14 protein-coding genes are annotated in these 13,556 nt (G+C 72.4%); 10 read left to right on the forward strand and 4 right to left on the reverse strand.

Annotated elements, in window-relative coordinates:
• Nucleotides 1-30 precede the first annotated feature (30 nt).
• Nucleotides 31-225, reverse strand: coding sequence for a DUF1918 domain-containing protein (locus tag ACH4NX_RS24130; protein WP_279565098.1), 195 nt, complete (start codon nt 223-225; stop codon nt 31-33).
• Nucleotides 226-255: 30 nt separating this feature from the next.
• Nucleotides 256-1,236, reverse strand: a complete 981-nt coding sequence (locus tag ACH4NX_RS24135) for a DMT family transporter (RefSeq protein WP_351401334.1) — start codon at nt 1,234-1,236, stop codon at nt 256-258.
• On the opposite strand from ACH4NX_RS24135, the gene ACH4NX_RS24140 reads away from it, so the two are divergent.
• From ACH4NX_RS24140 to ACH4NX_RS24150, 3 genes are all read left to right on the forward strand, one after another.
• Complete coding sequence (locus ACH4NX_RS24140) at nt 1,235-2,680, forward strand: PLP-dependent aminotransferase family protein (protein ID WP_398128415.1); 1,446 nt, start codon at nt 1,235-1,237, stop codon at nt 2,678-2,680. The two genes, ACH4NX_RS24135 and ACH4NX_RS24140, sit on opposite strands and share 2 nt — an antisense overlap.
• A 109-nt stretch (nt 2,681-2,789) precedes the next feature.
• Entirely contained in the window at nt 2,790-3,230 is a 441-nt protein-coding gene (locus tag ACH4NX_RS24145; protein WP_398128414.1) for a GNAT family N-acetyltransferase, read from the forward strand.
• A gap of 73 nt (nt 3,231-3,303) precedes the next feature.
• On the forward strand, nt 3,304-3,882 hold the full coding sequence (locus ACH4NX_RS24150) for a histidine phosphatase family protein (protein ID WP_351401327.1): 579 nt from the start codon (nt 3,304-3,306) through the stop codon (nt 3,880-3,882).
• Here ACH4NX_RS24150 and ACH4NX_RS24155 read toward each other — a convergent pair.
• The gene (locus ACH4NX_RS24155) at nt 3,879-4,361 is read right to left on the reverse strand and encodes a DUF6314 family protein (protein WP_398128413.1); all 483 of its coding nucleotides are present in this window, start codon (nt 4,359-4,361) and stop codon (nt 3,879-3,881) included. The genes ACH4NX_RS24150 and ACH4NX_RS24155 overlap by 4 nt on opposite strands.
• A gap of 139 nt (nt 4,362-4,500) precedes the next feature.
• Between ACH4NX_RS24155 and ACH4NX_RS24160 the strand changes: the two genes are divergently transcribed.
• The 7 genes from ACH4NX_RS24160 (at nt 4,501) to ACH4NX_RS24190 (ending at nt 12,607) form a co-directional block, all read left to right on the forward strand.
• Nucleotides 4,501-6,975 (forward strand): alpha-L-arabinofuranosidase C-terminal domain-containing protein, encoded by a 2,475-nt coding sequence (locus ACH4NX_RS24160; RefSeq protein WP_398128412.1) that lies wholly within the window; start codon nt 4,501-4,503, stop codon nt 6,973-6,975.
• A gap of 136 nt (nt 6,976-7,111) precedes the next feature.
• Entirely contained in the window at nt 7,112-7,639 is a 528-nt protein-coding gene (locus tag ACH4NX_RS24165; RefSeq protein WP_398128411.1) for an ATP-binding protein, read from the forward strand.
• 122 nt (nt 7,640-7,761) lie between these two features.
• Entirely contained in the window at nt 7,762-8,790 is a 1,029-nt protein-coding gene (gene argC / locus ACH4NX_RS24170) for an N-acetyl-gamma-glutamyl-phosphate reductase (protein WP_398128410.1), read from the forward strand.
• Nucleotides 8,787-9,938 (forward strand): bifunctional glutamate N-acetyltransferase/amino-acid acetyltransferase ArgJ, encoded by a 1,152-nt coding sequence (argJ, locus tag ACH4NX_RS24175; protein ID WP_351401316.1) that lies wholly within the window; start codon nt 8,787-8,789, stop codon nt 9,936-9,938. The genes argC and argJ overlap by 4 nt, the downstream gene beginning before the upstream one ends.
• Nucleotides 9,935-10,837, forward strand: coding sequence for an acetylglutamate kinase (gene argB, locus ACH4NX_RS24180; RefSeq protein WP_351401314.1), 903 nt, complete (start codon nt 9,935-9,937; stop codon nt 10,835-10,837). Before argJ ends, argB begins: the two co-directional genes overlap by 4 nt.
• 17 nt (nt 10,838-10,854) lie before the next feature.
• On the forward strand, nt 10,855-12,060 hold the full coding sequence (locus tag ACH4NX_RS24185) for an acetylornithine transaminase (protein ID WP_351401367.1): 1,206 nt from the start codon (nt 10,855-10,857) through the stop codon (nt 12,058-12,060).
• A gap of 7 nt (nt 12,061-12,067) precedes the next feature.
• Nucleotides 12,068-12,607, forward strand: coding sequence for an arginine repressor (locus ACH4NX_RS24190; RefSeq protein WP_351401312.1), 540 nt, complete (start codon nt 12,068-12,070; stop codon nt 12,605-12,607).
• A 171-nt stretch (nt 12,608-12,778) separates the two neighbouring features.
• Here the strand turns inward: ACH4NX_RS24190 and ACH4NX_RS24195 are convergent, their stop codons facing one another.
• Nucleotides 12,779-13,516 carry an FAD:protein FMN transferase gene (locus ACH4NX_RS24195; RefSeq protein WP_351401310.1) on the reverse strand — a complete coding sequence of 246 codons (738 nt, stop codon included), beginning with the start codon at nt 13,514-13,516 and terminating at the stop codon, nt 12,779-12,781.
• Between the last annotated feature and the right edge of the window lie 40 nt (nt 13,517-13,556).

Genomic DNA, 13,556 nt, shown 5'->3' on the forward strand with positions numbered 1-13,556 from the left:
GGCAGCCGTCCGCTGCCGCCGGACTTCGGCCTACAGCTGTATCTCCCTGTGCCGGATCTCGGAGTCGGGGCCGGGCGAGCACACCGCCTCGTGCCCGTCCTGGAACCGGACCCGGTACGGGGGAGCGCCCTCCTCGCCCATGACTTCGACGATCTCCGCCACCTTGTCGTGTTCGCCGACCACCCGGCCGTGCTGGACCAGCTGGTCGCCCTTGGTTGCTCGCATGCGTGAGGCCTCCTCACCTGTGTGTGCCGCTCAGCCCCGGGCCCGCTGGGTGACCGCGATGCAGACCAGTACCGCCGCGGCGGTCAGCGGAGCGGCCACCGTCAGGTGCTCGCCCAGGAGAAGTACCGACCACACCAGTGTGAGCAGCGGCTGGGCCAGCTGCAACTGGCTGGCCTTCGGAACGCCGATGGCCGCCATGCCCCGGTACCAGACGACCAGTCCGAGGAACTGCGAGCCCACCGCGACCCACAGCAGCCCGGTCACGCTGTGCGCCGTCAGCCGCACCGGCTCGAACGACAGCGCCACGGCGGCCATCGGCACGGTCAGCGGCAGGCACAGCGTCAGCGCCCATCCGATGACCTGCCAGCCCGGCATCACCCGGGCCAGCCGGCCGCCCTCGGTGTAGCCGGCCGCGCACACCAGCAGCGCCGCGAAGAGGAAGGCGTCGGCCGTGTTCAGGGCGCCGCCGCTCTGCTGCGCCGTGAAGGCGAGCACGGCCGCCGCACCCGCGAGGGCCGCGAGCCAGAAGGTGCGCGAAGGGCGGGTGCCCAGACGCAGCGCGGACAGCAGCGCGGTGGTGAGCGGGAGCAGGCCGACCACGACGGCGGCGTGCGCGGTGGTGGAGGTCCGCAGGGCGAGCGTGGTCAGCAGCGGGAAGCCCAGGACGACGCCACCGCCCACCACCGCGAGTCCGAACCAGTGCCGCCGCTCGGGCAGCGGGACCCGCAGCGCCAGCAGACAACCGCCGGCGATCAGCGCGGCGAGGATGCTGCGCACGGCGATCAGGGACCAGGGGCCGAAGCCCTCCAGCCCCCAGGCGGTGGCGGGAAAGGTGAGCGAGAAGGCGACGACACCGAGGGCGGCCTGAAGCGTGCCGAACGAGCGAGCGCCGGACGCGGAGTGCTGACTTCCCGGGCTGCTCGCGCTGCTGGGGCTGCTCGGGCTTTCCGGGCTGCTCGGGCCGCCGACTGCTATCGCCCTTGAGGGGGTAGCGCTACTCTCTGCTCTCATGCATGAGCGTAGCAGCGTTGCTGAGCTGGCGAGCCAGTTGCGGCGGGAGTTGGACCGCTACTCACCCGGCGGAAAGCTCCCGTCCAGCCGGGCCCTCGTCGACCGGTTCCGGGTGAGCCCGGTGACCGTCTCCCGCGCCCTGGCGCAGCTGGCCGCCGAGGGGCTGGTGGTCACCCGGCCCGGCGCCGGGGCCTTCCGCGCCCGGCGGCGCGAGCCGGCCGCGCCCTCGGGGGACACCTCGTGGCAGGAGGTCACGCTGAGCGCCGACGGCGCCGCCGACCTCGTACCGCGCTCGGTGGACGCCTCCGGAGTCCTGGTCTCGCTGACCGCCCCGCCGCCCGGGGTCGTGGAGTTCAACGGCGGCTATCTGCACCCGTCGCTGCAGCCGGAACGGGCGATGGCGGCGGCGCTGTCGCGGGCCGGGCGGCGTCCCGGTGCGTGGGGCCGCCCGCCGATGGACGGGCTGCCGGAGCTGCGGGAGTGGTTCGCGCGCGGCATCGGCGGAGCCATCACGGCGGCGGAGGTGCTGATCACCGCGGGCGGCCAGTCCGCGCTGACCACCGCCCTGCGTGCCCTCGCACCGCCCGGCACCCCCGTTCTCGTCGAGTCCCCGACCTACCCGGGCATGCTGGCCATCGCGCGGACGGCCGGCCTGCGTCCGGTACCGGTCCCCGTGGACGCGGACGGAGTGCGCCCGGCCCTGCTCGCCGACGCCTTCCGGGCGACCGGCGCCCGTGTCTTCGTCTGCCAGCCCCTGTTCCAGAACCCGACCGGTGCCGTGCTCGCCCCCGAGCGGCGCGGCGAGGTGCTGCGCATCGCCCGCGCGGCAGGCGCCTTCGTCGTCGAGGACGACTTCGTACGGCGGCTGGCGCACGAGGACGCGGGCCCCCTGCCCGCTCCGCTCGCCGCCGACGACCCGGACGGCGTCGTCGTCCACGTCTGCTCGCTGACCAAGGCGACCTCACCCAGCTTCCGGGTGAGTGCCCTGGCCGCGCGCGGGCCGGTGCTGGAGCGGCTGCGGGCCATCCAGGTCGTCGACACCTTCTTCGTGCCCCGGCCCCTCCAGGAGGCGGCACTGGAACTCGTCGGCTCGCCCGCCTGGCCTCGCCATCTGCGATTCATCTCGGCGGAGTTGCAGGCCCGCCGGGACGCGATGGCGTCCGCGCTGCGCCTGCACCTGCCCGAGCTGTCCCTGCCCCACGTCCCCTCCGGCGGCTACCACCTGTGGCCGCGCCTGCCCGACGGGACGGACGAGGCGGCGCTCACCTCGGCGGCCCTGCGCGCGGGCGTCGCCATCACCCCCGGCCGGCCGTACTTCAGTGCCGAACCCCCGGCCGCCCATCTGCGGCTGAGTTTCGCCGCGGTCGCGGGCGCCGGGGAGATCGCGGAAGGGGTACGACGCCTGTGCGCGGCCCGCGAGGAGGTGTGGGGCGGAAGCCCATGAGCGGAGGCCCGCAGGCGGAGGCCGCAGGCGGAGGCCGGCAAGGGGACGCCCGCGGGCGGACGCCCAAAAGGGGTCGACGTGGTCTCACCCCTCCTGCGAGCATCCCGGCATGAAGGCGACGCCGCCCCTCCCCGAGGGCTACGAGATCTCCACCGACCCGCACCGGATCGACGCCGGACGCGTGCACCACTGGCTGTCCACCGACGCGTACTGGGCCCTCGGACGCCCCAGGGACAAGCACGACCGGGCGGTCGAGAGCTCGCTCAACTTCGGGATCTACGACGCGGCGTCCGGGGAGCAGGTGGCGTACGCCCGGGTCGTCACCGACCGGGCGACCTTCGCCTGGCTGTGCGACGTGTACGTCGACCCCTCGGTGCGTGGCAAGGGACTCGGGACGGCGCTGGTCGCGGCGGTACGCGAGCACCTGCGGCCGGACGGGCCGCGGCGTCTCCTGCTGGCCACGCACGACGCGCACGGCGTCTACGAGAAGCTCGGCTTCACGGCGCTGGACCGGCCGGACCAGTGGATGGTGCTCGCCTTCGGCCAGTGAGCCGTGGCACACCCTCGGTAACCCGCAGGTAACACCCCTTGACCTGGGTACCTCCGCGCAGCACCATCACCGCATGGCGCTTCGGGTCACGTTCGTCGCGGCCGCACGCAGCTCACCGCTGCTCGCGGAGCGTTTCGACGACGACCGGCCGCTGGACCAGGCCGGATGGGACGAGGTGCTGCGCGCCGCGGGCCACCTGCTGCCGCTCGCGGCGGCCGAGCTGCGCTACTGCTCGCCCACGCCCCGCAGCCGGGCCACCGGGGACGCCCTCGGCTGCGCGCCGCTCGTTCAACTCGCCCTGCGGGAGTGCGACATGGGTCGCTGGCGCGGGCTGACCCTCGGGGAGGCCATGGCCCGCGAGCCGGCCGTCGTGGACGCCTGGCTCGCCGACCCGCGGACGGCTCCGCACGGCGGGGAGCCGCTGCTGGCCTTCATCTCCCGGGTCGGCGGCTGGCTCGACACCCGTCCCGGCGCGGACGGCGACCGTATCGTCGCCGTGGCCGAGCCGTCCGTGATCCGGGCCGCGCTGGTGTACGTCCTGAAGGCGCCGCCCGCGACCTACTGGAACCTGGACGTGCGGCCCCTGTCGACGACCACCGTCACGGGCCGCGCGGGCCGCTGGCACCTCCGCTTCGAGGGGACGGCCGCCTAGAGTGCCACGAACGCCTGCCCGGCGGCCCGGGGAACCGACGTCTCACGGAGGTGGTCCGTCGTGAGCAGCAGGTCCTTGGCCGGGCCGCCCACGCGCCACACGGTCCGCCAGTGGTCCTCGTCCCGGACGGTGAACTCGCCGCGGTAGAGGTCGGCGGCGCACGGGTGGTCGGCCACGTGGCGGCCCGAGGTCAGATCCAGACCGTGGAAGGGCCGCCCGTCCGCGAACCGCACCTCGGCGGTGCCCGGTGCGGCGCCCGGTTCGTATCGCAGCGTCCGCTCGGCTGGGCGGGTCACGCCCTGCCAGGTGAAGTCCCCGGTCTCCCGGCTCAGCAGCCCGCCGCCGGCGAGTGCGTCGAACGCCGTGGTCCCCGCGAAGCGGCCCTCCGCGCCGCTCGCCAGATCCCGCACCGACCGCTCTGTGCGCCACCGGCCCGCGAGATACGCCAGCACATCGGGCACCGGCCACAACTCGCCCATTTCCACCCGCTTTCCGTCTCCGGCCCCCTGGTTGCCGCGCGAACCATTGACGCGCCTTCGCCCCCTCCCTATCTTGCCGTTCGAAGTGCTGACCAAAGTCCGATATTTCGAACGACCTAGTGAGAGCCGCGGAGTATCCATGTCACGCACCCGCTGGAGACTCGGTCTCAGCGTCACCGCCCTCCTGGCCGCCTCGGCCCTGCTGCCGTCGCCGGCGCACGCGGAGGCCGTCACCGACTACGCGATCACCGTCGACCCGTCCGCCGAGGGCGCCGCGATCGACGACACGATGTACGGCGTCTTCTACGAGGACATCAACCGGGCGGCCGACGGCGGCCTGTACGCCGAACTCGTGCAGAACCGGTCCTTCGAGTACTCCACCGCCGACAACGCCTCCTACACGCCGCTCACCTCCTGGGCGGCCGAGGGCACGGCCCAGGTCGTGAACGACGACGGCCGCCTCAACGAGCGCAACCGCAACTACCTCTCCCTGGGAGCCGGTTCGTCCGTCGCCAACGCCGGCTACAACACCGGCATCCGGGTGGAGAAGGGCAAGAAGTACGACTTCTCCGTGTGGGCCCGCGCCGAGAGCGGCACGACCCTCACCGTCACCCTCCGGGACGCCGCCGGCACGCTCGCGAAGGTCCGACAGGTCGCCGCGAAGGGGAAGTGGCGCAAGTACACCGCCACCTTCAAGGCGGCCCGCACCAGCAGCCACGGCCGCCTCGCCGTGGCCACCACCGCCCCCGCCGCCCTCGACATGGTGTCCCTCTTCCCCCGCGACACCTACAAGCACCAGTCCAACGGCCTGCGCAAGGACCTCGCCGAGAAGATCGAGGCCCTCGACCCCGGCTTCCTGCGCTTCCCCGGCGGCTGCCTGGTCAACACCGGCTCCATGGAGGACTACAGCGAGGCGAGCGGCTGGCAGCGCCAACGCAGCTACCAGTGGAAGGACACCATCGGCCCGGTCGAGGAGCGCGCCACCAACGCCAACTTCTGGGGCTACAACCAGAGCTACGGCCTCGGCTACTACGAGTACTTCCGCTTCGCGGAGGACATCGGCGCCATGCCGCTGCCCGTCGTCCCCGCCCTGGTCACCGGCTGCGGCCAGAACCGGGCCACCGACGACGACGCGCTGCTGAAGCGGCACATCCAGGACACCCTGGACCTCATCGAGTTCGCCAACGGCCCCCGCACCAGCGAGTGGGGCGGTGTGCGCGCCGAGATGGGCCACCCGAAGCCCTTCCACCTCACCCACATCGGCGTGGGCAACGAGGAGAACCTCCCCCGGGAGTTCATGGCCCGCTTCGAGGAGTTCCGCGCCGCGATCGAGGCGGAGTACCCGGACATCACCGTCGTCTCCAACTCCGGCCCGGACGACTCCGGCACCACCTTCGACACCGCCTGGCAGCTGAACCGCGAGGCCGGCGTCGAGATGGTCGACGAGCACTACTACAACAGCCCGCGGTGGTTCCTCCAGAACAACGACCGCTACGACTCGTACGACAGGAACGGCCCGAAGGTCTTCCTCGGCGAGTACGCCTCCCAGGGCAACGCCTGGAAGAACGCGCTGTCCGAGGCCGCCTTCATGACCGGCCTGGAGCGCAACGCGGACATCGTCAAGCTCGCCTCCTACGCCCCGCTGCTCGCCAACGAGGACTACGTGCAGTGGAGCCCGGACATGATCTGGTTCAACAACCACGCGTCCTGGAACTCGGCCAACTACGAGGTCCAGAAGCTCTTCATGAACAACACCGGTGACCGCGTCGTCCCCTCGAAGGCGACCGGCACACCGGCCGTCAGCGGCCCCATCACCGGCGCCGTCGGACTGTCGACGTGGGCGACCAGCGCGGCGTACGACGACGTGAAGGTGACGTCGGCGGACGGGAAGACCCTCCTGACCGACGACTTCTCCGGTGACGCGTCCCAGTGGACCCACTCGGGCACCGGCAGCTGGGCCGTCCAGGACGGCCAGTACGTCCAGACCGACGCCGCCGCCGAGAACACCCTGGTCACGGCCGGCGACCCGGCCTGGGAGAACTACGACCTGCACGTCAAGGCCACCAAGAAGTCCGGCGACGAGGGCTTCCTCGTCGCCTTCGGCGTCAAGGACACCGGCAACCACTACTGGTGGAACCTGGGCGGCTGGAACAACACCCAGTCCGCCGTCGAGCAGGCGTCGGACGGCGGCAAGTCGACGCTCCTGTCCAAGGCCGGCTCGATCGAGACGGGCCGCGCCTACGACATCGACATCAAGGTGCGGGGCCGCCAGGTGACCCTCTACCTCGACGGCCAGGAGTGGGGCAGCTTCACCGACGACAAGCCGGCCGAGCCGTTCCGCCAGATCGTCACCGAGGACGCGCGCACCGGCGACCTGATCGTCAAGGTCGTCAACGCCCAGGACGCGGCGGCCCGCACCGCCGTCGACCTCGGCGGGGCGAAGGTCGCCGCCAAGGCCCGCGTCACCACGCTGGCCGCCGACCCGGACGCGGTCAACACCGAGACGGACACCCCGGTCACCCCGGTGCGGTCGACCTTCTCCGCGGTGGCGGGTGAGTTCACGTACACCTTCCCGGCGAACTCGGTGACCTTCCTGCGGATCAGGCAGCGGTAACCACCGGAACCGGCCTGGGACGGCCCCGCCAGTACGCGCGGTCGTCCCCGGCCCGGGACCCGGCGCACCCCACCGGGCCGCCCTCCTCGTCCGAGTACCCGCCCCCGCGGCCCCCACGGCGCTAGCGTGGGGTCCCATGATCGTATGGCTCAACGGCACCCACGGCGCGGGCAAGACGACGACCAGCGCGTTCGTGCAGCGGCTGATCCCGAACTCGCGGGTGTTCGACGCCGAGAAGGTCGGCGAGACACTCATGGACATCACGCCGGGGCTGCCCGGGGCCGGTACGGACAACTTCCAGCACTGGCCGCCGTGGCGGCCCCTCGTCGTCGAGACCGCCCGCCACGTACTCGACTACACCGGCGGCGTCCTGGTGATGCCCATGACGGTCCTGGTCGAGCGGTACTGGCGCGAGATCGGCGCGGGCCTCGCCCGGCATTCCATTCCGGTCCGGCACTTCGTCCTCCACGCCGACCAGGACACCCTCCGGGGGCGCATCGAGGGCGACATGGTCCTCGGCCCCTCCTCCTTCCGTCTCGCACACCTCGAGCCCTACGCCGAAGCGGCCCGTACGTGGCTGCACGACGAGGCCGAGGTCGTCGACACCACGCACCTCACACCCGCCGAGGCCGCCCTGCGGATCGCCGATGCCGTCAAGAGCTGAGGCCGTGCCCGCCACGCGAGCCGGGGCGGGGGACCGCACGCACACGCTCGGTGGCACGGGAAGCCGATTGCATAAACGTGCAGCGAAACGTATAGTCATGCCATCTAGGAGGAGGGTTTTTCATGGCGGTACGTGCGGCGGTGGCCGGAGCGAGCGGGTATGCGGGCGGTGAGCTGCTGCGTCTGCTCCTCGCGCACCCCGAGGTCGAGATCGGCGCCCTGACCGGCAACTCCAACGCGGGCCAGAGGCTCGGCACGCTGCAGCCGCATCTGCTGCCGCTGGCCGACCGGATCCTGGAACCGACCACGGCGGAGGCGCTCGCCGGGCACGACGTCGTCTTCCTCGCCCTGCCGCACGGGCAGTCCGCCGCCGTCGCCGAGCAGCTCGGGCCGGACGTGCTGGTCGTGGACATGGGCGCCGACTTCCGGCTGAAGGACGCCGGTGACTGGGAGCGGTTCTACGGTTCCCCGCACGCCGGCACCTGGCCCTACGGCCTCCCCGAGCTGCCGGGCGCCCGCGCCGCGCTGGAGGGGTCCAAGCGCGTCGCGGTGCCCGGTTGCTACCCGACCGCCGTGTCCCTGGCGCTCTTCCCGGCCTACGCCGCCGCACTCGCCGAGCCCGAGGCGGTGATCGTCGCCGCCTCCGGCACCTCCGGCGCGGGCAAGGCCGCCAAACCGCACCTGCTCGGCAGCGAGGTCATGGGCTCCATGTCGCCGTACGGCGTCGGCGGCGGCCACCGGCACACCCCCGAGATGATCCAGAACCTCGGCGCGGTCGCCGGCGAGCCGGTCTCCGTCTCCTTCACGCCGACCCTCGCGCCGATGCCCCGCGGCATCCTCGCCACCTGCACCGCCAGGGCGAAGCCCGGTGTCACCGCCGAGTCCGTCCGCGCCGCCTACGAGAAGGCCTTCGCCGACGAGCCCTTCGTACACCTGCTGCCCGAGGGCCAGTGGCCGGCGACCGCGTCCGTCCACGGTTCCAACGCCGTTCAGGTGCAGGTCGCGTACGACGCCGCCGCGGGCCGCATCATCGCCATCAGCGCCATCGACAACCTGGCCAAGGGCACCGCGGGCGGTGCCGTCCAGAGCATGAACATCGCCCTGGGTCTCGACGAGACCACCGGACTGACGACGATCGGAGTCGCGCCGTGAGTGTGACGGCAGCAAAGGGGTTCACGGCGGCCGGTATCGCCGCCGGGATCAAGGACAGCGGCGGCCCCGACCTGGCCCTCGTGGTCAACACCGGCCCCCGCCGCGCCGCCGCGGGCGTCTTCACCTCCAACCGGGTCAAGGCGGCGCCGGTCCTGTGGTCCGAGCAGGTACTGAAGAGCGGGCAGCTGTCCGCCGTCGTCCTCAACTCCGGCGGCGCCAACGCCTGCACCGGCCCCAAGGGCTTCCAGGACACCCACGCCACCGCCGAGAAGGTCGCGGAGGTGCTCGGGACGGGTGCCGGAGAGGTCGCCGTGTGCTCCACCGGGCTCATCGGCGTACTCCTCCCCATGGACAAGCTGCTCCCGGGCGTGGAGGCGGTCGCCGGTCAGCTCTCCGAGCACGGCGGTGAGAAGGCCGCCATCGCCATCAAGACCACCGACACCGTGCACAAGACGTCCGTGGTGACGAAGGACGGCTGGACCGTCGGCGGCATGGCCAAGGGCGCCGGCATGCTCGCGCCCGGCCTGGCCACGATGCTCGTCGTCCTCACCACCGACGCCGACCTGGAGACCGAGGTGCTCGACCGCGCCCTGCGCGACGCCACCCGGGTCACCTTCGACCGCGTCGACTCCGACGGCTGCATGTCCACCAACGACACGGTGCTGCTGCTCGCCTCGGGCGCCTCGGGTCTGGCTCCGGAGTACACCGAGTTCGCCGAGGCCGTACGCACCGTCTGCGACGACCTCGGACAGCAGCTCATCCGGGACGCCGAGGGCGCCAGCAAGGACATCAAGGTCGAGGTCGTGAACGCCGCGACCGAGGACGACGCCGTCCAGGTGGGCCGCACCATCGCCCGCAACAACCTCCTCAAGTGCGCCATCCACGGCGAGGACCCCAACTGGGGCCGCGTGCTCTCCGCCATCGGCACCACCTCCGCCGCCTTCGAGCCGGACCGCCTCAACGTCGCCATCAACGGCGTCTGGGTCTGCAAGAACGGCGGCGTCGGCGAGGACCGCGAGCTGGTCGACATGCGCTACCGGGAGGTGCACGTCGTCGCCGACCTCGCCGCCGGTGACGCCACGGCCACCATCTGGACCAACGACCTCACCGCCGACTACGTCCACGAGAACAGCGCGTACAGCTCATGAGCACGACGAGGAAGCACACCGCGCTCCCCAAGGCCCAGATCCTCATCGAGGCGCTGCCCTGGCTGACCCGGCACCACGGCAAGACGGTCGTCATCAAGTTCGGCGGCAACGCCATGGTGGACGAGGACCTGAAGGCCGCCTTCGCCCAGGACGTCGTCTTCCTGCGCCACGCCGGCCTCAAGCCCGTCGTCGTGCACGGCGGCGGGCCGCAGATCAGCCGGGCGCTCGACAAGGCCGGCATCGTCAGCGAGTTCAAGGCCGGCCTGCGCGTCACCACCGAGGACGCCATGGACGTCGTACGCATGGTGCTGGCCGGGCAGGTGCAGCGCGAGCTGGTCGGGCTGCTCAACGAGCACGGGCCGTTCGCCGTCGGCCTCACCGGCGAGGACGCGCACACCATCACCGCCACCAGGCACCAGCCCGAGATCGACGGCGAGTTCGTCGACATCGGGCGGGTCGGTGAGATCACCGAGATCGACACCGGCGCCATCGAGGCACTGCTCGCCGACGGCCGCATCCCGGTCGTCTCCTCGATCGCCCGCTCCCAGGACGACGGACATGTCTACAACGTCAATGCTGATACGGCGGCTGCGGCACTCGCTGCGGCGCTCGACGCCGAGACTCTCATGGTCCTCACCGACGTCGAGGGCCTCTACGAGGACTGGCCGAACTCCGACGAGGTGATCAGCCGCCTCACCGCCTCCCAGCTGGAGAAGCTGCTGCCCGAGCTGTCCAGCGGCATGGTGCCGAAGATGGAGGGCTGCCTGCACGCCGTACGGGGCGGCGTCACCACCGCCCGCGTCATCGACGGCCGGGTCCAGCACTCGATCCTGCTGGAGATCTTCACCGACGAGGGCATCGGCACGATGGTCGTGCCGGACGAACAGGGGGAGTCGTGAGCAACACAGGGGGAGCAGTGCGCAACGAAGAGCTGACCGAGCGGTGGCAGGGGGCGCTCATGAACAACTACGGCACCCCGCGCCTGCCCCTGGTACGCGGCGAGGGCGCCCGGCTCTGGGACGCCGACGGCAACGCGTACCTCGACTTCGTCGGCGGCATCGCGGTCAACGCGCTCGGCCACGCCCATCCGGCCGTGGTCGAGGCGGTGAGCCGGCAGATCGCCTCCCTCGGCCACGTCTCCAACCTCTTCATCGCCGAGCCGCCCGTCACCCTGGCCGAACGGCTCCTCCAGCACTTCGGCCGCGACGGCAAGGTCTACTTCTGCAACTCCGGCGCCGAGGCCAACGAGGGCGCCTTCAAGATCGGCCGGCTGACCGGACGGCCGCACATGGTCGCCACCGACGGCGGCTTCCACGGCCGCACGATGGGCGCCCTGGCGCTGACCGGCCAGCCCGGCAAGCGGGAACCGTTCCTGCCGCTGCCCGGCGACGTCACCCACGTACCGTACGGCGACGCGCAGGCGCTGGCGGCGGCGGTGACCGAGGAGACCGCCCTCGTCGTCATCGAGCCGATCCAGGGCGAGAACGGCGTCGTCGTCCCGCCGCCCGGATACCTGAAGGCGGCCAGGGCCATCACCGCCGCCACCGGGGCGCTCCTCGTCCTGGACGAGGTGCAGACCGGGGTCGGCCGGACCGGGCACTGGTTCGAGTACCAGGCCCACGAGGGCGTCCTGCCGGACGTCGTCACCCTCGCCAAGGGCCTCGGCGGCGGCCTGCCGCTGGGCGCGACGGTCGCCTTCGGACGCGCCGCCGAACTCCTCCAGCCCGGTCACCACGGCACGACCTTCGGCGGCAACCCGGTCGCCTGCGCCGCCGGACTCGCCGTCCTCGACACCATCGCGGACGAGGGACTGCTGGACAACGTCAAGCGGCAGAGCGAGAGGATCCGCGGCGGCGTCGAGACCCTCGGCCACCCGCTGGTCGGCCACGTCCGGGGCGCGGGTCTCCTCCTGGGTATCGTGCTCACCGAGCCGCTGGCACCCCGGGTGCAGCAGGCGGCTCAGGACGCCGGAATCCTGGTGAACGCGCCCGCACCCGATGTCGTACGGCTGATGCCCGCGCTGAACCTCGGCGACGACGTGGTGGAAGCGTTCCTCGGGGCGCTGCCCGGCATCCTTGACCAGGCCCACGCGGCCCACGGGGACGGACGATCCGGAGAATGAGACGACGATGAGCCATGCGCAGGAGCACGAGCAGACGGCCGGGCCCGCCCTTCCGCAGACCCGCACCGCACGCCACCGCCGGATCGTGGACATCCTCAACCGGCAGGCGGTGCGCTCGCAGAGCCAGCTGGCGAAGCTGCTCGCCGACGACGGGCTGACCGTCACGCAGGCGACGCTCTCCCGGGACCTGGACGAGCTGAACGCGGTGAAGATCCGCAACACCGAGGGCGACCTCATCTACGCGGTGCCCAGCGAGGGCGGTTTCCGCACCCCGCGGGCCCCGCTCGGGGAGTCGGCGAAGGAGGAGCGGATGCGGCGGCTCTCCGCGGAGCTGCTGATCTCCGCGGAGGCGTCGGCGAACCTCGTGGTCCTGCGGACCCCTCCGGGGGCGGCACAGTTCCTCGCCTCGGCGATCGACCAGGCGGAGCTGCACGACATCCTGGGCACGATCGCGGGCGACGACACGCTGATGCTGATCAGCAGGGAGCCGACGGGTGGGCAGGCGCTGGCGGATCACCTGCTGCGGTTGGCCGGGAACGGCCACTGAGCGCCGCGGCGGCTCGTGCTGGTGGCCGGGTGCGGGTGATCTGTGGCTGGTCGCGCAGTTCCCCGCGCCCCCCCGCTGCGGGCAGTCGTGCCGCTGGGGCGGCACGGGTGGGCGCGGCGGTACCCCGCCTGCGCGGCGAGTGACACCCCGGTACCTCAGCCGGAGCGCGGTTCACCCCAGCCACCCCGCCAGACCCCCCGTGCACCGCACCTCATCCCCGGCAGTCACCAACAGCCCCTCGGCCCCGTCCAGAGACTCCAGCCACCGCAACCCCTCCCGCGACCCCATCGCGAACGCCGCCGTCGCCCAGCAGTCCGCCCACGTCAGCCGGGCCGCCACCACCGTCACCGACACCAGGTCGGTCACCGCGGAGCGCCCGGTGCGCGGATCGACGATGTGCGCACCCCGCTCCGCGCTGCCGGAGGTCGCCACCGCCAACTCGTCCGCCCCCGCCGCGGAGACGACGGCCGCCAGCCCGCCCGGACGCAGCGGGTCCGACACGCCGACCCGCCACGGCCGCCCCGCCCCCGGCGCTCCGAGCAACTGCACGTCCCCGCCCCCGTTGACGCTGACGCCACTCGCCCCCGCCGCCGCGACCCGCCGGGCGGCGCGCTCCACGGCCCAGCCCTTGACGATCCCGGTCGGGTCGAGACGGCCCTGGTACGACGTGCTGAACCAGCCGTCGCTCACCCGCTCCGCCTCGGCGGCCAGTTCCAGCACCTCGGCGACCTCGGGCGCGCACGCGTCGACGGTCAGTTCACCGTGCGCCAGACGGGAGACCTGGCTGTCCTGCCGGTAGGTGCTGAACACCTCGTCGACCCGGCGCAGCCCCGCGACCGCCTCGTCCAGTGCCGCGTGAACGGCCGTGGGTTCCCCGCCGCGGACGTCGAGGGAGAAGACGGTCCCCATCGTCTCCTCCACACGACGCACCGCGGCGGGAGCCTGTGCG

The sequence above is a fragment of the Streptomyces sp. NPDC017225 genome (assembly GCF_044331465.1).
Lineage (GTDB): Bacteria > Actinomycetota > Actinomycetes > Streptomycetales > Streptomycetaceae > Streptomyces.